Genomic DNA, 20,553 nt, shown 5'->3' with positions numbered 1-20,553 from the left:
ATCCAAGTCAAGTGCTTTACCTTTTAAACAAAAGAATAAAGATTCTTTACATGATTCCAAAATTCAATTTATTATTGAAAAAATAATGCCTTTCATCATTTTACATTAAATTAACAAGTCAAAAATTGAATTAGGTTTTTGGAAACTCAAAAAAAAAACGATGTCTAGCTATTATCGGTGTAAACTGGTATATGGTTTTTGTTTGTAAGTATTGTACTATTGCAATAATTTTATATCTTTATTATTAAAAGAAAAGTTTATATGTCCAAAGCATGTTTAGAATGTGGTGAAAAAATAATAGGAAGAAGCGACAAAAAATTCTGTAGTGATTATTGCCGTAATGCCTATAACAATACCATAAATAAAGATTCTAAAAACTTAATTCGAAACATAAATAATCGATTAAGAAAAAATTGGCGCATTTTAGAAACGTTAAACCCAGAACAAAAAACAAAAACCACGAGAACAAAACTTATTCAACATGGTTTTGATTTTAATTTTTTTACAAGTACTTATACTACTAAAGCAGGTACCGTTTATTACTTTGTTTACGATCAAGGGTACTTGCCCTTAGAAGATGAATATTATGCCTTGGTAAAAAGAGAAAGCTAAACAAACACTACCATGTATGTCCTTTTAAGGCAATGGCCGCTTTTAAAATGTCTTTCTGACTTATTTGACCTACCAATTTTCCGTTTTCAACAATAGGAAAACGTCTGCGTTTTGATTCCAGAAACTTATTTGCAGCATCAAAAATATTCATGTTTCCATCAATGGTTTCAACATTTTTTACCATACATTTTTCAACGGTATTGTTTTCCATAGGCAAATTGTGGTATCTACTTTCACTTATTTGTTTAATACAATCGCCTTCAGATATAATACCAACTAATTCATGCTCATCGTTTACAACAGGGCCACCAGAAATTCTGTTCTTAATTAAGGAATCAATAACTTTTTCTATAAGTTCTTCAGGTTTAAAGGTTATCAGGTTTGTAGACATATAATCACTAACCTTAATAGGCAAATCTGCAGCACTGTTATTTTGCTGATTTTTTCGAGAGGCTAAAAAACTTTTAATTCCCATAATTCTAATTTTAACAACCTAATGTACTTATTTTTTTTAAATTTTCCTAATAATGTGTTTTTCATCTGACATTAAATCCATAATGAAACCTTAAGGATATTAATTATTAATTGGAAACGGAAATAATTAGTATACTTTTAAGGATTTGAATGTTAATTTTTTATAGTTTTAGCGCTTTAAAATAGTATAAAAATGAAACACCCATGAGAATGGCATTCCTGCACACGAGGATGATTGTTAAGGGTGTTCCTTCTGACAATTAAAAAAAATAAAAATAAACAGATGAAAAGATTATTTGTATTAGGATTTTTGGTGAGTAGTTTTATAATGAGTGCACAGAGCAACTCCGATTTATTGAAACATTATGAAGCTTATTATAAGCAAATGAAAAAACAGGGAGATGTTCAAGGCATTATCAATGCTATGACGCACTTAAATGTGTTATCGCCTTCTCCTGCAAGAATGGATACGCTGGCATATATTTATATGAGCGAAGATAAATATATGCAAGCTTTAAATACCATAGGTTATGAACGAATGGTTGACGATTCAGACATTGCTATAGAGGTAAAAGCTATTTCGTTAAAGGCTGTAAAACAACCGGAATTAGCCATTGGGCAATTTGAAGAAATGTTTAAAAGAAACCCAAATGCTCTAATCGCTTATGAATTGGCTGAACTTTGTTTACAAACTCAAAAACTAGACGAAGCAGATAAGCACATTACTTATGGGTTAGCAAATGCTAAAGACGATATGAAAAAAGCATTTTACGAAACCCAAACGCCCTATGAAGTATCATTAAAATCGGCTTTTATGTACTTAAATGCCTTATCTACTTATAACAAAGACAAAAAGGAAAATATCGATAAAGCTGTAGATATTTTGGATGCTACCTTAAAGTTGTCTCCAAATTTTAATTTAATTCAGTTAACAAAAAACGAATTGTTAAGACAAAAGCAAGTATTACAGGCACAAGCAGAACAACCTAAAAACTAACTAAACTAAATACCTAAAAGCGGTAAGAAACTGTTTAAGTTTTGTTTATTGATGCTTTTTTGAATTATTTTTGGATCAGATGAGGCGGATTTTTTTCTAATAGCAGAGCTATTAGAAAAAAAAATTCAACGAAATATGGGTTAAAAAGAAACAAAAAATGGCTTTTAGATAAAATTTAAACAGTTTCTAACTGTTATTTAATGCTTGCCGTTTTTTCATTTTAAGGTTTTTCAATAATAATATTATCGCCTTCTATTTTCTTGTTTATTTGTAGGTTTAAATTAGAAAACGCCACCAAAAGATCTTTTATATTCTCAAGAAGCTCCTCTTTGCTTGTGGTGGATAAATTTGATAAACTTTCCAATTTTAAAAGTTTGGTTTCCAAAGCCGAAATTCTTGCTAAAATGGAAGGGTTATTTATATCGCTGGGTATGTTTTGTTTTAAGTTGGTTAGTAACTCTTTAACTTCTTTAGTGTTATTGTAAAAGAAGCTTAAATCGGCTTTCTTTACATGGACTATTACCTCTTGCAGTTGCTTGTATGCATTCCAATTTATAGTAACATCTTCTGCCTTGCTATCTAAAATATAATCGGTGTACTTAATTTTCGAAATGTCTTTTGCTTTAATTTCCAGACTATCGTTGGTTTTATCAAGAATTGTCTCGCCCTGCTCCTGATTTTTTTTACAAGAAAAAGCAACAACCAAAAAGCACAAAATACTTAAATACTTAAAATTCATAACAAAAATATATCATATAAAAAGCAAAGATATAAGATTCGTTTCTTTTTTTGTTAGATAGTTCGTAATAGTATTAACAATATTTCATTTTTAAAATGCGATATTATCAATAAAAACTTATTATTTTTGATGAATATTTATAAATATAGCTTTAAATGAAGTCGAAAATATTAGTAATTGGCGCTTGCGGTCAAATTGGATCAGAATTAACACTTAAACTTAGGCAGTTGTTTGGTAATGAAAATGTTATTGCCAGCGATATTAGTTACAGTAATTTAGAGATAGTTAATTCGGGTATTTTCGAAATTGTTGATGCGCAAAATTATGCAAGCATTAAGGTATGTGTTGAAAAGTATAAGATTGATACCATATATTTAATGGCAGCCATTTTAAGTGCAACGGGTGAAAAATACCCCATGAAAGCTTGGAACTTAAATATGGAATCGCTGTTTCATGTGCTAAACTTAGCCCGAGCGAAATTTATAAAAAAAGTATTTTGGCCATCAAGCATTGCTGTATTTGGTACTACAACACCCAAAGAATATACCCCACAATATACTATAATGGAGCCATCTACCGTTTATGGTATTACCAAACAGGTTGGAGAACGCTGGTGTGAATACTACTATAAAAAATATGATGTAGATGTTCGCAGTTTACGCTACCCAGGCATTATTAGTTGGAAAACATTACCAGGTGGCGGTACAACCGATTATGCGGTAGAAATTTACCATAAAGCTATAACGGATGGTTTCTATAATTGTTTTTTAACTGAAGAAACCGAACTCCCTATGATGTTTATGGACGACGCCATAAAAGCAACCATAGACATTATGACTGCCAATAAAGATGCTGTAAAGATAAGGTCGTCGTACAATTTGGCAGCTATTAGTTTTACACCAAAAGAACTTGCCGAATCCATAAAAAAGCACATACCGGAATTTAAAATTACATATACACCGGATTACAGACAAGACATAGCCAATAGTTGGCCAAAAAGTATTAACGATTCTTATGCAAGAGAAGATTGGAAATGGAAGCACCAATTCAATATTGAAGACATTACCAAAGAGATGCTTTCGCAACTCAATAAAAAATATAACCCACCGTTAAACAAATCTAAATAATTGTATATTTGGGTTTCCCTAAATCCTAAATAGTAATATGTTCGAAAATTTTTGGTTCAACGTTCAATATGGCATCAACCACGTACTTGATATAAAAGCCTACGACCACGTATTATTTCTTATTGTTCTAACCGTTCCGTATTTGTTTAAAGATTGGAAACGTGTGTTATTATTAGTAACCATGTTTACCTTGGGGCATACGCTATCACTGGTTTTAGCAGTGTACAATATTGTTAGTGTTAAGGCGGTTATGGTAGAGTTTTTGATACCGATAACCATACTAATTGTAGCGCTTTTTAATGTGTTTACTTCAGGCAAAGGTGCCCAAAAAGAAAAAGTAGGCGTCTTGTTTTTGTCAACCCTCTTTTTTGGTTTAATACACGGCTTAGGTTTTGCTCGCGAGTTTAAAATGCTATTGGGAGATTCCGATAGTAAACTAGTGCTATTGTTAGAATTTGCTTTAGGTATCGAGTTGGCACAAATAATCATTGTATTTGTGGTCTTACTATTAGGTTATATTATGCAAACCATATTTAGGTTTAATAAACGCGATTGGATTATGGTCATCTCTGCCATTGTAGTTGGGTTGGTCATTCCCATGATACTTAACAGCGATTTTTTAGCTTAGTTTGAAATCTGGGTGGCACCACATCCTTCGACTCCGCTCAAGACAAGTGGGGTCGGGCCAGTAATTTATCTTGAGAGCAGTCGAAAGGTTACAAATCCTCGCTCGTGCTTCACTATGGGCTTTTCATTCTAAATGCAGCGCATTCATAATTTTATTAATTTAATAGTATGTATGAGCAATCCCTAACACAAACAACATTTCCAGATAAAACTTGTTATTATTTTCACAAACTTTCTAAAAAGTTTAACGAACTTGCGTTGCAATTAAAATACGAACCAAGTATATTCGTTATATTGTTTTGCGTTAGGGATAGTAGTGAAAATCCTTTTGCTTTTTTGCAAAAGATTGTAACGGATAGCCCGACCCGAATAGTTTTAAAGTTTCATTTTAAACTTAAAACTTGAAATGAGGGTAACGCCCAAATTATAATTAAAATTAATGCCAGAAAAGAAACAGCTTAAATACGATAAAGCCTATTTAAGAATTGCACAAGAATGGGGAAAACTATCGTATTGTAAACGTAGGCAAGTAGGTGCACTTATAGTAAAAGATAGAATGATAATTTCAGACGGGTACAACGGTACGCCATCAGGATTTGAAAACTTTTGTGAAGACGATGCGGGTTATACCAAATGGTATGTATTGCATGCCGAAGCAAACGCTATTTTAAAAGTAGCAGCATCTACCCAATCGTGCAAGGGTGCGACACTTTATATTACTATGTCGCCATGTAAAGAATGTAGCAAACTCATTCATCAAGCAGGTATAGTAAAAGTGGTATACCATACAGCTTATAAAGACGATTCAGGATTGGAATTCTTAAAAAAAGCAGGAATCGAGTTAAAACAAATTGAAGATCTACAAGCCTAATGCCATATAAAAAGAAATATTTGCCCTTAATAATAGGCGTAGCCGTTGCTGCAGGCATTTTTATTGGAGGCAAGCTGGATTTTAATGACGTGCCCGACCAATTATTTTCAAAAAGCAGCAAAAAAGATAAACTCAACAGACTTATAGATTACATAGATTACGATTATGTAGACGATGTTAATACCGATAGTATTGTAGACGTTACCGTAAATGGTATTTTAGAAAATTTGGATCCGCATTCGGTGTATATTCCCAAAGAAGATATGCAAGGTGTTGCCGAAAGCATGAAAGGTGATTTTGTTGGTATTGGTATTAGTTTTTACCCATATCGGGATTCCATAGCCGTTATTAGAGCCATAGAAGGTGGACCAAGTGACAAAGCAGGTATTAAAGGTGGCGACCGCATTGTTATGGCTGACGGCGATACCCTTTTTGGTAGTAAGTTGAACGATGGCGAATTGGTAAAAAAGCTGAAAGGCCCATTAAACAGTAAAGTTAACTTAAAGGTATTTAGAAAAGGCCAATCAAAACTGTTGAATTTCACAGTAAAACGCTCTCACATCCCAATAAAAAGTGTGGATGCTGCCTATATGCTTACCGAAAAATTAGGGTATATAAAAATTAACCGTTTTGCCGAAAGCACCTATAAAGAATTTAAAAAAGGTTTGGATAAACTTTTAGACTTAGGAGCAACGGAAATTGCCCTTGACTTACGTGATAACCCAGGTGGTTTTTTGGGCATTGCCGAACAAATTGCAGATGAGTTTTTAGAAGAGGATAAGTTAATTCTGTTCACAAAAAACAAACGGGGTAATATCGAAAAAAGTTTCGCTACAGATAAGGGAGGTTTTGAAAACGGCAAACTTTACGTATTAATAAACGAAAACTCAGCGTCTGCAAGTGAAATTGTTGCGGGTGCACTACAGGATAATGATAAAGGCACTATTGTTGGGCGTCGTTCGTATGGCAAAGGTTTGGTGCAACGCGAAATGGATTTGGGCGATGGAAGTGCGGTGAGATTAACCGTATCAAGATACTATACCCCAACAGGGCGTTCCATTCAACGCCCATACAACAAGGGCAATAAAGATTATTACGATGAGTATTTTGAAAGATTGGATAGCGGTGAGCTTTTGGATCCAGAAAAAATCCAAGTTGCCGATTCTTTAAAATACAAAACCCCGAAAGGAAAAATTGTATATGGCGGCGGTGGTATTATACCAGACGTGTTTGTGCCAATAGATAACAGCATGCAAAACGAAACCCTTACCTTTTTACAACGTCGTGGGTTTATGGGGTATTTTATTTTTGAAACCTTAGAAAAAGACAGAATGTTTTACAGCGATATTTCCAGACAGGATTTTATTGATATTTTTGAGGTTTCAGGAAAGATGGTCTACGATTTTCAAGAGTATTTGAATAAAAGAACCGAATCTAAATTAACCTTCGTGGCGTATCACGATGAGGTAAAGCAATATCTAAAAGCAACATTGGCCGACCAGCTTTATGGTGCGGGTGCCTTTGAAGAAGTTTTTAATCAACGTGATCTTATGATTGAAGAGGTTATTGGGTTAAGTGAGGGGAAAAAATAGTTTTCAGTCTCAGTTTTCAGTCTCAGTTTTCAGTCTCAGTTTTCAGTTTCAGTTTTCAGTTTCAGTCTCGGTTTTCAGTATTTAGAAATTTCAACGTAATTCTTTAGATATCCATATTTGCTAAATATAAGCATATTTTCTATATTTGATTTACATTAAATTATACAGAAAAGAAAAATGAATGTAAGTTTGACAAAAAAACAGGAAGAATATATTGCCAGTCAAATCGAATCTGGTGATTTTCAAAATGCGAGCGAACTTGTTAGAGATGCGCTACGACTACACGAAACATACAGACATCGTATTATTTTAGATTTAAAAGCTGAAATAGAAAAAGGGTGGTCTGGTGCTACGAGCAATCGTAAAATTGCTGATATTATTTCTGATAAAAATCAATCCAAATAGGTTTTATGTTATGGGAGCTTAAAGCTTATTTATTATCTGAATATGCAGATTTTGACCTTGAGGATATTTTTGATGACACCAAGCATCAGTATGGTTTCACCCAGGCGGTTAAATATCTTAATGATTTAGATGCTGTTTTTGGAAGTCTTGTTATTAATCCAGAAATTGGCAGAAAACGAAGTGAGTTAAAGGATGGATTGTATAGTATTACAGAACAAGAACACATTATTTTTTATAGAGTTCAAGAAGATTGTATTAGAATTGTGAGAGTGCTTCATGGAAGTAAAGACATACCCAAGCATTTTTAACTAAAATTAATAGTACACTTTTTTAGCTTTGCAACTTTGCAACTTTGCAACTTTGTTACTTTGTTACTTTGAGTCTTTGCAACTTTACAAGTATACAACTTTACAAGTATACAACTTTACAAGTTAACCAATCTTATTATGCACCTTCACGTGCTTCCCACCATTCCAAAGGGTTAAAATATCGGTAGCAACATGGGCGCCACTACCTGCACAGATAGCAAACTGACTGCGCCAACCTGCCAACGAGCCAGCAACATATAGATTATCATCGACTAAGTGGTCAACGTTTTTTAGCCAAATGCGGTCTTTTTCAATCGCTGCCCTCGGGTGGGGTTCAATGTAGTGTTCCAAACCTTTTATAGTCATTAAATTGGTGTAGCCTACCGCAACTACAACCAGTTTGGATTTGTAAATGTGTTTGTTGGTTTTAATGTTAAAAACATCTTCAGTTTTTGATAGCTCTAAAACTTTTTCGTTTTCAATCTGTTCAATGTGTGGATATAAGGTTTTTAATTGTGCTTTGCCTGCATTTAAAATAGATTCACCTGTTGTTCCGGGCGTTAAACCAAGCACATTGTTAAATAAAGCAGTTTGTAAATGTGATGTTTTTTGGTGCGTAATGATGCCAATATGTTTATTTTCAGAAAAAGGTTTGCCTTTGGCAGAACCCAACACTAAAGCGCATTGTAAACCTGCTGCTCCACCACCTATTATTAAGGCATCAAACATTAACGGTGTTGTTTTACTTTTTCTTCAATACGTTTAGAAACCCTTAAAATGAGCATCATGACAATGGCGCACAATGCAGCCAGAATAGTTATTAAAGCTATAATGCTTTCGCCTTCAAAAGGAGCTTCAAAATTTACTTTGGTAAAGTTGAAAACAATAAGAGCTAAAGCAGCAACACTAATTATAACGGTTAAAATTTTCATCGGTCTGTCTGTTTATGGGTTAAATAATTTCAAATAACGCTTTAATATTATGGGCAAACAGTTTAACAGCAATGGCCAATAATATCACGCCAAATACTTTTCTAACAATGCTAATGCCGTTTTGTCCTAAAAAGCGTTCGATGGTTCTAGATGTTTTTAAAACAATAAAAATAACAATAACGTTTAATATAATAGCTACTATAATATTTTCGGTTTTAAATTCAGCTCGTAACGATAAAAGTGTTGTTAAACTACCGGGACCGGCAATAAGCGGGAATGCCAACGGAAATACCGAGGCAGTGTCTGCAGTATGGTCTTCATGTTTATAAAGTGTGATGCCCAAAATCATTTCCAACGCAATAAAAAACAAAATAAACGATCCAGCTACAGCAAACGAGTTAACATCAATGCCAATAAGGGTTAAAATACTTTTACCCAAAAATAGAAACGATACCATAATAACCCCCGAAATAATGGCGGCTTTCCTGCTGTTAATATGGCCTACTTTTTTTCGTAAATCTATTACTATAGGAATATTGCCAACAATATCTACTACGGCGAATAATACCATAAAAGCAGTAAATATTTCTTTAAAATTAAGTTGCATTTGTGCGCTTTCTTATATATTGTTGCAAAAGTATAGGATTGTATACAATATATATCGTATTAAACGCAAAAGTTTAGTTATTTTTGCCCACTACAATATGAGCTCCTTTAAACTTTTTAACCAATTATGAAAGCTTAAATAAGTTCTGTAATTAAAAGAATATGTTTCAATTAGGAAAAACCATCGTTTCAGAAGATATTATTGAAAAGGATTTTATGTGCAATCTATCGGCATGTAAAGGTGCTTGCTGTATTGATGGCGATGCGGGTGCTCCTTTAGAAAAAGAGGAAGCCGAGATATTAAAAGACATATACCCTAAAGTGAAGCCTTTTTTACGAAAAGAAGGTATTAAAGCGATAGAATCCCAGGGCGTATATGTGACCTCTGAAGACGGCGATTTAGAAACACCTTTAATTAATCGTGCCGATTGTGCCTATGTGATTTTTGATGAAAAGAAAGTGGCATTGTGTGCTATTGAAGAAGCCTATAACCAAGGTGAAATTTCTTGGAAAAAACCTGTTTCTTGTCATTTATACCCCATACGAGTGCAAGATTACACCGAATTTTCGGCAGTAAATTATCACAAGTGGCAAATTTGTGACGATGCCTGCACTCTTGGAAAAGAATTGCAAATTCCCGTTTATAAATTTGTAAAGGAAGCCTTAATTAGGAAGTTTGGTGAAGACTGGTATTCGGAATTGGAAAAGGTTGCTAACAAGTTCTAAATAACTAAAAATAATCCTCTTAAACACCTTTAAAATAAGGGGTTTAAAATATAAAAACTTGTTTTTTCCTGTAAACTTTTTGAAAATTCAAAAATTGTAAAAGTCTGAAAAACAGACTTTTAACACTTTTATTTTGTAAACTTCATTTTATTTGGAAATCCTTTAATTGTTAAAAACTTGTTGACATTGTTTATAACTAAACCTTTCATTTTTAACAGCATTTTTCAATCTTTGTTATTCCCTAAATCGACACAGATTTTCGTTTAACTTTAAAAATAAAACCCAAAAAAAATGTCTCAGCCAATAGAACCCATTCTTCAAGAAAACAAAAATCGTTTTGTTATTTTTCCAATTGAACATCATGATATTTGGGAATGGTATAAAAAATCGGAGGCAAGTTTCTGGACAGCAGAAGAAATTGATCTACATCAAGACCTTACAGACTGGAAAAACAAATTAAACGATGATGAGCGTTATTTTATAAAGCACATTTTAGCCTTTTTTGCAGCTAGTGATGGTATTGTTAATGAAAACTTAGCAGAAAATTTTGTAAGCGAAGTACAGTATAGTGAGGCGAAATTCTTTTACGGATTTCAAATTATGATGGAAAACATTCACAGCGAAACCTATTCACTTTTAATTGATACCTACGTTAAAGACGAAAAAGAAAAAGATTTATTATTTAATGCACTTGAAAATTTCCCTGCAATAAAGAAAAAAGCAGATTGGGCTTTGAAATGGATTGAATCTCCAAGTTTTGCAGAACGTTTAATTGCATTTGCAGCGGTAGAAGGTATTTTCTTTTCTGGAGCATTTTGTTCTATTTTCTGGTTAAAGAAAAGAGGCTTAATGCCAGGATTAACATTCTCAAATGAGTTAATCTCTCGTGATGAAGGTGTGCATTGTGACTTTGCAGTACACTTACATAACAAGCATTTGGTAAATAAAGTGCCCAAAGCTAGAATTAGAGAAATTTTGGTGGATGCTTTAGATATTGAACGTGAGTTTATAACGGAATCATTGCCAGCTAGTTTAATAGGCATGAATGCTAAACTCATGTCGCAATACTTAGAGTTTGTAACCGATAGATTGTTGTTTGAATTAGGCTGCGATAAAGAATATAATACAGCAAATCCTTTCGACTTTATGGACATGATTTCATTGCAAGGAAAAACTAATTTCTTTGAGAAACGTGTGTCTGAATACCAAAAAGCAGGTGTTCTTAATAAAGAAGAAGAAAAAGATAAATTTACTTTTGATGCCGATTTTTAATCATTAAAGTCAATCAAAAAAAAAGCTTTTTATAATTTATAAAGGTATTGCTCTCATACGCTTTCACTGAACCAGTTTCAGTAAAGTGAGACTTTGAATAAATTTTATTAATCCAACGAAACTACTAAGTACTAAACTAGTTATTAATTAGATAGTATTTGGAATAACTAACTAACCGTTTTCCTGAAGGTGTATCAGTAAAACTTAAAAAAAGTGTAAATTATGTATGTAATAAAAAGAGACGGCAGAAAAGAACAGATTATGTTCGACAAAATCACCGCAAGGGTGCGTAAATTGTGTTATGGGTTAAACGAATTGGTTGATCCATTAAAAGTAACCATGCGTGTCATTGAAGGTCTATATGATGGTGTTACCACCAGTGAACTTGATAATTTAGCAGCCGAAATATCTGCAACCATGACAACGGCACATCCAGATTATGCGCGTTTAGCAGCAAGAATTTCTGTTTCTAACTTACATAAAAACACGAAGAAAACATTCAGTGAGGTTATGCACGACCTTTATACATACATAAACCCTAGAACCGGTAAAGATGCACCACTTTTGGCCGATGATGTTTACGAGGTTATTATGAAAAATAAGGATGTTCTGGATTCTACCATTATTTATAACCGCGATTTTGGTTATGATTATTTTGGGTTTAAAACGCTTGAACGTTCCTATTTATTAAAACTTAATGGTCAAATAGCAGAACGCCCTCAACACATGTTAATGCGTGTGGCAGTAGGTATTCATTTAGACGATTTAGAGTCGGTTATTGAAACCTACGAACTCATGTCTAAAAAATATTTTACACATGCTACACCAACACTTTTCAACTCAGGAACCCCAAAACCACAAATGTCATCTTGTTTCTTGCTAACTATGAAAGATGATAGTATTGATGGTATTTACGATACATTAAAACAAACAGCTAAAATATCGCAATCTGCTGGTGGGATTGGTTTGGCGATACATAATATTCGTGCTACAGGGAGCTATATTGCAGGGACAAACGGTACTAGTAATGGTATTGTACCGATGCTTCAAGTTTTTAACGATACAGCACGTTATGTAGACCAAGGTGGCGGAAAACGTAAAGGAAGTTTTGCTATTTATATTGAAACTTGGCATGCCGATATTTTCGACTTCTTAGATTTAAAGAAAAACCACGGAAAAGAAGAAATGCGTGCACGCGATTTATTTTACGCCATGTGGATTTCCGATTTATTTATGAAACGTGTTCAGGAAGATGGACCATGGACCTTGATGTGTCCTAACGAATGCCCAGGTTTAGACGAAGTACATAGTGACGCTTTTGAAGCATTATATTTAAGATATGAAGCTGAAGGAAAAGGCCGTAAAACTATTAAAGCCCGTGAACTTTGGGAAAAAATACTGGAATCCCAAATTGAAACCGGTACACCATATATGTTGTACAAAGATGCAGCTAACCGTAAATCGAACCAACAGAATTTAGGAACCATTCGTTCATCTAACTTATGTACCGAGATTTTAGAATATACATCGCCAGATGAGGTAGCTGTATGTAATTTAGCATCTATTGCACTCCCCATGTTTGTTAAAAATGGTGAGTTCGACCATAAAGAACTGTTCCGTATTACAAAACGCGTAACAAAAAACTTAAACAGGGTTATCGATAGAAATTATTATCCTGTAAAAGAAGCTGAAAATTCTAACATGCGCCACAGACCAATAGGTCTTGGTGTGCAAGGATTGGCAGATACGTTCATTCAATTACGTATGCCTTTTACAAGCGACGAAGCAAAAAAATTAAACCAGGATATCTTTGAAACGCTTTATTTTGCAGCGGTTACTGCAAGTATGGAAGAAGCCAAAGCAGATGGTCCTTATCAATCTTATAAAGGATCTCCAATAAGTAAAGGTGAATTCCAACATAACCTTTGGGGCTTAAATGACGAAGATTTAAGCGGCATGTGGGAATGGGCTAAATTACGTAAACAAGTATTAAAACACGGCGTGCGCAATTCGCTTTTAGTAGCGCCGATGCCAACAGCTTCAACTTCCCAAATTTTAGGAAATAACGAATGTTTTGAACCGTATACTTCTAATATTTATACACGTCGTGTATTATCGGGCGAGTTTATTGTAGTAAACAAACATTTATTGGAAGATTTAGTGGAGTTGGGTTTATGGAATGATGGTTTAAAACAAGAAATAATGAGAGCTAATGGCTCGGTTCAAGGTATTGAGATCATTCCACAAGAGATTAAAGAGCTTTATAAAACGGTTTGGGAGTTAAGCATGAAAGACATTATTGATATGAGTCGCCAGAGAGGTTACTTTATCGATCAGTCGCAATCGCTTAATTTATTTATGGAAGGAGCAACTATGGCAAAATTAACGTCTATGCACTTCTACGCTTGGAAAAGTGGGCTAAAAACTGGCATGTACTATTTACGTACTAAGAGTGCTGTAGATGCTATTAAATTCACCTTACAAACCACTAAGAAGGAAGAGCCTACTACAGAAGGAGTAGAAGTAGTAAACCAAGACGTAACACAAGTACAGAAAAAGCATATAGCAGAAAAAACAGCTGTTAAATTTGCTAAGCAACAACAGGCTCCAGAAATAGAACCTATGACAGCCGAAGAAATGAAAGCATTAATAGCACAAGCTAAAGCGGCTGAAGGCGACGATTGTTTAATGTGTGGGTCCTAATAAATCTGCCCCCAATTTGAATTTATAATATTTGAAAACAGTTTCAAATTAAGTGTTGTAAAAAGAGGCTGTCTAAAAAGTCTAGTTCTATGTCATATTGAGCTTGTCGAAATATTTTAACTTACAGGTAATCAATATCGGTTTCGACAAGCTCAACCTGACAAATTAAATTTAAAGGACTTTTTAGACAGCCTCTTTTTTATGAAATTTTTCAGAAACTGTTTAAGTTTTGTTTATTGATGCTTTTTTGAATTATTTTTGGATCAGATAAGGCGGATTTTTTTTAATAGCAGAGCTATTAGAAAAAAATTCAACGAAATATGGGTTAAAAAGAAACAAAAAATGGCTTTTAGATAACGTTTAAATAGTTTCTCAATACTATTATTTATATTGGCATAAATAGGATGTTTGTACAGATACTTTAACTTGAAATTTTTTATTAGCATCTATTTCATAAGCTTCACCAGCTTTAAATGTTACCCATTCTGTAGCTTCAGGTAGCTTAACAGTCATTTCACCTTCAATAACACGCATAGTTTCGTGCTTAGAAGTTCCAAATTCATACTCACCAGGGTTCATAACACCTAAAGTAGAATTTCCTGTTGCTGTTGTGTAGCCTAAAGATTTTACATTACTATCAAAATACTCGTTTGCTGAAATCATTGTATGTTATTTAAATTTTGTACAAAAGTAAATAAATTATAGAAACAATAAAGCCATCTTAATTTAAGATGGCTTTGTGCCTAATGTTTTGCTGGGTTAAATTATTTAGACTCCGATGTGTCTGGTGCTTCAGGTGTTTCTTCTGTTGGCGGCGCTTCCTTAGGTTCTTCTGCCAATTCTACCAATTTCGCTTGTTTTGTGACTTTTGGAGGATTTTGAACAAGTGTAGCTGGTTTTACCGAACTATCGTGTGCATTATAATATTCTTCTAAAAGATTCATAGTAGCATTTAACAAATCTTTGGTTTCCAATAACAAACTAAAATACAAGGTTGTGTTTTTAGGGCTCGATTCTTCAGTACGCGTACGTTCAACTTGTTTTTGAATTTTTGAGGTTACCAAACCTAAAATCTCTTGTTTTCTCCCTAAAATAATTCCTATTTCTTCAAAAGACCTAGAATCAAAAGCTTTTTGTGTATTATTGAAAAAGGTTTCAAATCGTTCATCAACCTCTTTTAATTCTTTAATTTGATTGAATTTTAGTTTTTTATGATTGTTTTGAACATGTTTATAGCTCACTTTAGTAATATACTCTAAAGATTGGGTCATATCTTGAAGATAGCCTAAAACATGAATATAAAAGTTACTTGCTCCAACACTGGACTCATCTAAATTTTTAATAAAATAGAAAATATTATCGCGTAATTCATCTACTTCACTAGATAATTTTACTATTTGCTTTTTGTTCTTTTTTAGTAATGCCAAGTCTTGCTTCGCCAACCCATTAATGGCATTGGTGTATATTTTATTACCACGTTTTACAACATTGCCAATATTATTGGCACTTTCGTGTATAACACCTTGAATAGAGCTGCTTTCAGCTTTTGTTAAACTGTCTTCGGCTTTAGCTTCAGAAGACTGCTTTCTATGTGCTATATAATTTCTAGCTATCAATAAGATAGCAACCAACAATAACACAGGCATCATAACATCAACGTTCCAGTTTAGCAAGTAGGCAATAACTGCAGCAGCGATAAAAGCAATAAATGCTGTAAAAAACCACCCCCCGATAACGTTTAAAACGCCCGCTACTCTGTAAACAGCACTTTCAGCTCCCCAAGCTCTATCGGCTAATGATGTACCCATAGCAACCATAAACGTTACATAGGTTGTAGATAGAGGAAGTTTCATAGAGGTTGCTAATGATATAAGAATGGCAGCTACCATTAAATTTACAGCTGCACGTACCATATCAAAAGCTGGTAGTTCGTGTGTTTTGGATTTTGCTAAGTTAATTACGGGTTTTTCAAATTGTTTTTCAATTTTAGCTTGCCAGGGTTTAGGTAAGATATATGACGACATTTCTGAAATGCCAACAGCTAACCTAACAAAACCACGAGATAAAAAGTTTGGTTGAAAACGTTCTTTGCCATCACCTTCTCTTGATAGATTGATTTCGGTTTCGGTAACATTTTTTGCTTTTTTTGAAAGCCATAACGTAGCTACCATTACAAACCCAGCTATAATTAATAAAAATGTAGGAGTAGGTACTTTGTCAGCGAGAAAGCCCATGCTAAAAGCGTCTGGAGAAAGGCCCGACGCAGCCCAAGCTTCGTAAGATTGCCACCCAGCTATAGGCACACCAATAAAATTAACTAAATCGTTTCCTGCAAAAGCCAATGCCAATGCAAAGGTTCCTATAATAATGATTAGTTTATAGATGTTTGTTTTTGTAAATGAAATTAAAGCATAAGAAAATAAAGACCACAAAATAAAACTGAAAATTATAATTAATAGCACTTGGCTTTCTAAAAATGCTTTAATGGTTAAACCTCCAATAATATCAAAACTTTGTTTAGCATATGCTGTGCCTCCAATACCTTTCATGAAAATAAAATAGGTAATTGAAGTTATGGCAATACCACCAAATAAGGCACCAACCCAATTTGCTTTTTTCTCAAAATTATAAGATAGAAGTAATCTAGCAATCCATTGTACTGCGGCTCCAACCGAAAATGCTACCACAACAGATAGGAGAATCCCGAAAATTATTTCACTTGCTTTTGAGGTATTTATATAATTAATAACTTCACCAAATGTACCACCATTATGCCCAATTTTAATAAGTGCCATTGCTACTGAAGCCCCTAAAAGTTCGAAAACAATAGAAACTGTTGTAGAAGTAGGCATACCTACAGTGTTGAAAAAGTCTAATAACAAGATATCTGTTATCATAACTGCCATGAAAATAATCATGATTTCATTGAACATGAATTCATGGGGGTTGAAAATGCCTTTTCTGGCAACTTCCATCATACCGCTAGAAAATATGGCACCAACAGCAACACCAATGCTGGCAACTATCATAATGGTTTTGAATGAAACGCCTTTAGAACCAATTGCAGAGTTTAAAAAATTTACTGCATCGTTGCTAACTCCTACTACCAAATCAGCGATTGCCAATATAGCAAGAGCGATAATCATATATAAGTATATGTTTTCCATAATAAATTTGTTGAAAGTAACGGTGCAAAAGTAATTCAAATAAAAAACCCCAATGTTAACAAAATGTTACCAATTAGGGTTTTTGTAAAAAAATATGTAATAAAAATTTTAAGTTTTATTTCTTTTTTTTATGCTTTAATACTTCGGCGTCAATATAAAAAATAATTTCTTCGCCAACATTTTTTATTAAATCGCCAACGCGTTCCATTTTTTTAATAACTGAGGATACTATTAAGGCTTCTCCAACCAAAGACGCCTCTTTTTTTATTTCACTTTCTATTATATCGAAGGAATTAAAATCGATTTTATCTAGTATTTTGTCTTTTTTGAATACTTTTCTAGCCGTTTTTGCATCTTTGGTTTCGTATGCAAGCGTTATGTTTTCTATCATAGAAAAGACGGTTTCCACCATAAGATCAAATTCTAAGCTTTTTAGCAATGGCTCAGAAATTTTCTTGTTTCTATCTACTACATATCTTGAAATGCTGTAGGCATGGTCTCCAATACGTTCCAATGCGAAATTTATTTTTAAAATAGCCATTATAAAACGCAAATCGATAGCTACGGGGTTGTACAATGCCAAGAATTTTTCGCAGTCTTTTTCAATTTTAATATCTAAAGCATTCACCCGGTTTTCCGAGCTCATAACTTCTTCTGCCAAATCACTATCATTATTTAAAAAAGCCTCAATAGCTTTTTCTAGTTGCGATTTGCAAAGTTCCAACATTTCTAATCCTGCTTGATTTAGGATTTCTCTTTGGTGTTCTGCATTTGATACCATATGTTTATATTTTAACCAAAACGTCCCGTAATATAATTTTCGGTTTGTTGTTTTTCTGGATTTGTAAAAATTGTTTTTGTTTTATTATACTCAATCAAATCTCCCATATAGAAAAAAGCGGTATAATCACTAATCCTACTTGCTTGTTGCATGTTGTGGGTAACTATAATGATAGTGTATTTTTCTTTAAGTTGACAAATAAGGTCTTCTATTTTAGCTGTAGAAATTGGGTCTAAAGCCGATGTTGGCTCATCCATTAAAATAATTGATGGCTCTACTGCTAAAGTTCTGGCAATACATAGGCGTTGTTGTTGCCCGCCAGATAATGCAAGTGCCGATTTTTTTAAATCGTCTTTTACATCTTCCCAAAGATCGGCTTGTTTTAGTGCTTTTTCAACACGCTCAGCAATTAGGTTTTTGTCGTTAATACCTTGTATTTTTAAACCGTATGCAACATTTTCAAAAATAGATTTTGGAAATGGATTTGGCTTTTGAAATACCATGCCCACTTCTTTTCTAAGTTCTTCAACATTTACTTTTTTCTTATAAATGTTGTTTCCGTTTATTTTTATTTTACCTTCCATTTTGAAACCATCAACATAATCGTTCATACGATTGAATAGACGAAGAAATGTTGATTTACCGCATCCAGAAGGTCCTATAAAAGCAGTGATGGTATGTGGTTTTATGGACATGTCTATGCCTTTAATAGCCATAAAATCACCGTACCACACTTTTGCGTCGCTAACTTCTATTTTTGGTGTTTTTTTAAGAGATGGGTCAAAGACGCTATCTAATACTGTACTTTTATCTTTTAATTGTTCCATAATTATTTCCATTTCTTCTGCCATTTATTTCTAAAATATACTGCAACTGCATTCATAATAAAAGTAATCCCTAATAAGATGATAATAGCTGCAGCAGCATTTTCAATAAAGCCTGCTTGTGGTCTAGATATCCAGTTGAATATTTGAATAGGCAATACCGAAAACTCATCCATTGGGGTTTTTGGGGCAAATGGCACATATGCCAAAGCACCAACGACTATTAACGGAGCTGTTTCACCGACGGCTCTTGATAAAGCTAATATAACTCCTGTTAAAATACCTCCACCGGAAGCGGGTAAAATTTGGTGCCAAATGGTTTGCCATTTTGAAGCACCTAACGCATAAGAGGCGTCTTTAATAGAATTTGGCACAGCCTTAATAGCTTCACGTGTTGCAACTATTACTATTGGTAAAATTAATAATGATAAGGTTAAGCTACCTGCAAGAACGCTTGCTCCAAGATTCATGATTCTTACAAATACTTCCAAGCCTAATAATCCATAAATAATTGAAGGTACACCAGCAAGGTTTGAAATATTAATCTCTAATAAACCGGCTAATTTGTTGTTATTGGCATATTCTTCTAAATATATACCGGCTGCAACACCTAGAGGAAAAGCTATTATTGTTGTTAGAAGTAAGATCCAGATACTTCCCATTAATGCGGTATATATCCCTGAATTTTCTGCTTTTCTGGAAGGGAGATTCGTAATAAAGTCCCAGTCAATTCTAGAAAATCCATCAATAACAATATTGCCAATAAATATTACAAGTAATACTAGGCCGATAAGCGTACAAAATATTCCCCAGAACTTGAACACTCGGTCTTTCCATCTGTTTCTTTGAATATTACTCATACTTTTCTCGGTATTTTTTTCTAATTCTGTAACTAAGGGTGTTTAATAAAAATGTAAACACAAATAGCGTAATTCCCGCAGCAAAAATGGTTCTATATTCTAATGAACCATGTTGAACATCGCCTAAACTTACCTGAACTATATAAGCTGTAATTGTTTCTACTGGAACTGTTGGGTCTAGTGTTAATCTGGGTTGTTGGCCAGCAGCCACAGCAACAATCATGGTTTCTCCAATAGCTCTTGAAATAGCTAAAATAATAGAGACAATGATACCCGAAGATGCTGCAGGGACAATCACTTTAAATGCAGTTTGTAATTTTGTTGCGCCCATGCCAAAAGAGGCTTCGCGTAACGATTGTGGTACGGCATGTAAAGCATCTTCACTAATAGATGAGATATACGGAATAATCATAATGCCCATAACTAAACCTGCTGAAAGTGAGTTGAAACCAGATAGATTAGGAATAATTTGTTGTAGATAAGGCGTTACCACAACAAGAGCAAAAAAACCATAAACAACTGTTGGTATGGAAGCCAAAAGCTCTAGTAAAGGTTTAATGGATTTTCTGAAGGATTTTGGAGCGTACTCACTTAAATAGATGCTAATAGACAATCCAATAGGTAATGCAACTGCTATGGCAATAAAAGAAGTAAGCAATGTGCCCGAAAGTAACGGTAAAATTCCAAAGTGTTTTTCGGTGAACAAAGGTGTCCATTGGGTATCAGTAATAAAATCTATGATAGATACTTCACTAAAAAACTGCACAGCTTCAATAGATAGTACTAATATAATACCAATAGTTACTGCAATGGTTATTAACGAACTTGCAAATAGTGATTTTTCAATGATAAGTTCTTTTGTTTTTCGCATACGAAATAGTATCAAAATAAGGAAATCAGGTATAGTGCTATACCTGATTTTCCAAATAA

The 20,553-nt window shown here is 33.7% G+C and carries 22 protein-coding genes; 11 read left to right on the top strand and 11 right to left on the bottom strand.

Annotation, left to right across the window (positions count from 1 at the left end; genetic code table 11):
* The first annotated feature begins 261 nt into the window (after positions 1–261).
* Positions 262–612, top strand: a complete 351-nt coding sequence (locus ACGLWY_RS04465) for a hypothetical protein (protein WP_396618453.1) — start codon at positions 262–264, stop codon at positions 610–612.
* A 7-nt stretch (positions 613–619) separates the two neighbouring features.
* On the opposite strand, the gene ACGLWY_RS04460 is transcribed toward ACGLWY_RS04465, so the two are convergent.
* Positions 620–1,087 carry a CBS domain-containing protein gene (locus tag ACGLWY_RS04460; protein WP_396618452.1) on the bottom strand — a complete coding sequence of 156 codons (468 nt, stop codon included), beginning with the start codon at positions 1,085–1,087 and terminating at the stop codon, positions 620–622.
* Positions 1,088–1,369: 282 nt separating this feature from the next.
* Between ACGLWY_RS04460 and ACGLWY_RS04455 the strand changes: the two genes are divergently transcribed.
* Positions 1,370–2,083, top strand: coding sequence for a hypothetical protein (locus ACGLWY_RS04455; RefSeq protein ID WP_396618451.1), 714 nt, complete (start codon positions 1,370–1,372; stop codon positions 2,081–2,083).
* 220 nt (positions 2,084–2,303) lie between these two features.
* Here ACGLWY_RS04455 and ACGLWY_RS04450 read toward each other — a convergent pair whose 3' ends face one another.
* Positions 2,304–2,822 carry a hypothetical protein gene (locus tag ACGLWY_RS04450; protein ID WP_396618450.1) on the bottom strand — a complete coding sequence of 173 codons (519 nt, stop codon included), beginning with the start codon at positions 2,820–2,822 and terminating at the stop codon, positions 2,304–2,306.
* Between the two features lie 155 nt (positions 2,823–2,977).
* Here ACGLWY_RS04450 and ACGLWY_RS04445 point away from each other — a divergent pair, with 155 nt between their 5' ends.
* The 6 genes from ACGLWY_RS04445 to ACGLWY_RS04420 all read left to right on the top strand — a co-directional run bounded on the left by ACGLWY_RS04445 (position 2,978) and on the right by ACGLWY_RS04420 (position 7,752).
* On the top strand, positions 2,978–3,949 hold the full coding sequence (locus ACGLWY_RS04445) for an NAD-dependent epimerase/dehydratase family protein (protein WP_396618449.1): 972 nt from the start codon (positions 2,978–2,980) through the stop codon (positions 3,947–3,949).
* A 37-nt stretch (positions 3,950–3,986) separates the two neighbouring features.
* Positions 3,987–4,577 carry a HupE/UreJ family protein gene (locus tag ACGLWY_RS04440; protein WP_117174505.1) on the top strand — a complete coding sequence of 197 codons (591 nt, stop codon included), beginning with the start codon at positions 3,987–3,989 and terminating at the stop codon, positions 4,575–4,577.
* 438 nt (positions 4,578–5,015) lie between these two features.
* Positions 5,016–5,447 (top strand): deoxycytidylate deaminase, encoded by a 432-nt coding sequence (locus ACGLWY_RS04435; RefSeq protein WP_396618448.1) that lies wholly within the window; start codon positions 5,016–5,018, stop codon positions 5,445–5,447.
* On the top strand, positions 5,447–7,039 hold the full coding sequence (locus tag ACGLWY_RS04430; protein ID WP_396618447.1) for a S41 family peptidase: 1,593 nt from the start codon (positions 5,447–5,449) through the stop codon (positions 7,037–7,039). Before ACGLWY_RS04435 ends, ACGLWY_RS04430 begins: the two co-directional genes overlap by 1 nt.
* Positions 7,040–7,228: 189 nt before the next feature.
* On the top strand, positions 7,229–7,444 hold the full coding sequence (locus ACGLWY_RS04425; RefSeq protein WP_396618446.1) for a type II toxin-antitoxin system ParD family antitoxin: 216 nt from the start codon (positions 7,229–7,231) through the stop codon (positions 7,442–7,444).
* Positions 7,445–7,449: 5 nt separating this feature from the next.
* On the top strand, positions 7,450–7,752 hold the full coding sequence (locus ACGLWY_RS04420) for a type II toxin-antitoxin system RelE/ParE family toxin (RefSeq protein ID WP_396618445.1): 303 nt from the start codon (positions 7,450–7,452) through the stop codon (positions 7,750–7,752).
* Between the two features lie 123 nt (positions 7,753–7,875).
* Here the strand turns inward: ACGLWY_RS04420 and ACGLWY_RS04415 are convergent, their stop codons facing one another.
* Genes ACGLWY_RS04415 through ACGLWY_RS04405 form a run of 3 tightly spaced genes read right to left on the bottom strand, consistent with a single transcriptional unit; the run spans position 7,876 to position 9,291 of the window.
* Positions 7,876–8,481, bottom strand: coding sequence for an FAD-dependent oxidoreductase (locus tag ACGLWY_RS04415; protein ID WP_396618444.1), 606 nt, complete (start codon positions 8,479–8,481; stop codon positions 7,876–7,878).
* Positions 8,481–8,684, bottom strand: a complete 204-nt coding sequence (locus ACGLWY_RS04410; RefSeq protein WP_396618443.1) for a hypothetical protein — start codon at positions 8,682–8,684, stop codon at positions 8,481–8,483. Before ACGLWY_RS04410 ends, ACGLWY_RS04415 begins: the two co-directional genes overlap by 1 nt.
* 19 nt (positions 8,685–8,703) lie before the next feature.
* Positions 8,704–9,291 (bottom strand): MarC family protein, encoded by a 588-nt coding sequence (locus ACGLWY_RS04405; protein ID WP_396618442.1) that lies wholly within the window; start codon positions 9,289–9,291, stop codon positions 8,704–8,706.
* Positions 9,292–9,452: 161 nt separating this feature from the next.
* On the opposite strand from ACGLWY_RS04405, the gene ACGLWY_RS04400 reads away from it, so the two are divergent.
* The 3 genes from ACGLWY_RS04400 (at position 9,453) to ACGLWY_RS04390 (ending at position 13,991) form a co-directional block, all read left to right on the top strand.
* On the top strand, positions 9,453–10,016 hold the full coding sequence (locus ACGLWY_RS04400) for a DUF3109 family protein (RefSeq protein ID WP_396618441.1): 564 nt from the start codon (positions 9,453–9,455) through the stop codon (positions 10,014–10,016).
* A gap of 291 nt (positions 10,017–10,307) precedes the next feature.
* Entirely contained in the window at positions 10,308–11,288 is a 981-nt protein-coding gene (locus tag ACGLWY_RS04395) for a ribonucleotide-diphosphate reductase subunit beta (protein WP_396618440.1), read from the top strand.
* A gap of 222 nt (positions 11,289–11,510) precedes the next feature.
* On the top strand, positions 11,511–13,991 hold the full coding sequence (locus ACGLWY_RS04390) for a ribonucleoside-diphosphate reductase subunit alpha (protein WP_396618439.1): 2,481 nt from the start codon (positions 11,511–11,513) through the stop codon (positions 13,989–13,991).
* 381 nt (positions 13,992–14,372) lie between these two features.
* Here ACGLWY_RS04390 and ACGLWY_RS04385 read toward each other — a convergent pair whose 3' ends face one another.
* From ACGLWY_RS04385 to pstC, 6 genes are all read right to left on the bottom strand, one after another.
* Positions 14,373–14,654 carry a pyrimidine/purine nucleoside phosphorylase gene (locus tag ACGLWY_RS04385; RefSeq protein ID WP_396618438.1) on the bottom strand — a complete coding sequence of 94 codons (282 nt, stop codon included), beginning with the start codon at positions 14,652–14,654 and terminating at the stop codon, positions 14,373–14,375.
* A 101-nt stretch (positions 14,655–14,755) separates the two neighbouring features.
* Positions 14,756–17,158, bottom strand: a complete 2,403-nt coding sequence (locus ACGLWY_RS04380; RefSeq protein WP_396618437.1) for an anion permease — start codon at positions 17,156–17,158, stop codon at positions 14,756–14,758.
* 115 nt (positions 17,159–17,273) lie between these two features.
* Entirely contained in the window at positions 17,274–17,939 is a 666-nt protein-coding gene (gene phoU / locus ACGLWY_RS04375) for a phosphate signaling complex protein PhoU (RefSeq protein ID WP_396618436.1), read from the bottom strand.
* Between the two features lie 11 nt (positions 17,940–17,950).
* Entirely contained in the window at positions 17,951–18,766 is an 816-nt protein-coding gene (gene pstB, locus ACGLWY_RS04370) for a phosphate ABC transporter ATP-binding protein PstB (RefSeq protein WP_396618435.1), read from the bottom strand.
* A 2-nt stretch (positions 18,767–18,768) separates the two neighbouring features.
* Complete coding sequence (gene pstA / locus ACGLWY_RS04365; RefSeq protein ID WP_396618434.1) at positions 18,769–19,623, bottom strand: phosphate ABC transporter permease PstA; 855 nt, start codon at positions 19,621–19,623, stop codon at positions 18,769–18,771.
* A complete protein-coding gene (pstC, locus tag ACGLWY_RS04360) occupies positions 19,616–20,494 on the bottom strand; it encodes a phosphate ABC transporter permease subunit PstC (RefSeq protein WP_396618433.1) in 879 nt (292 codons plus the stop codon). Before pstC ends, pstA begins: the two co-directional genes overlap by 8 nt.
* Positions 20,495–20,553 lie beyond the last annotated feature (59 nt).

It is taken from the genome of Mariniflexile sp. HMF6888 (genome assembly GCF_044335535.1).
GTDB lineage: Bacteria > Bacteroidota > Bacteroidia > Flavobacteriales > Flavobacteriaceae > Mariniflexile.
This window is presented reverse-complemented; position numbering and strand designations above follow the sequence as displayed.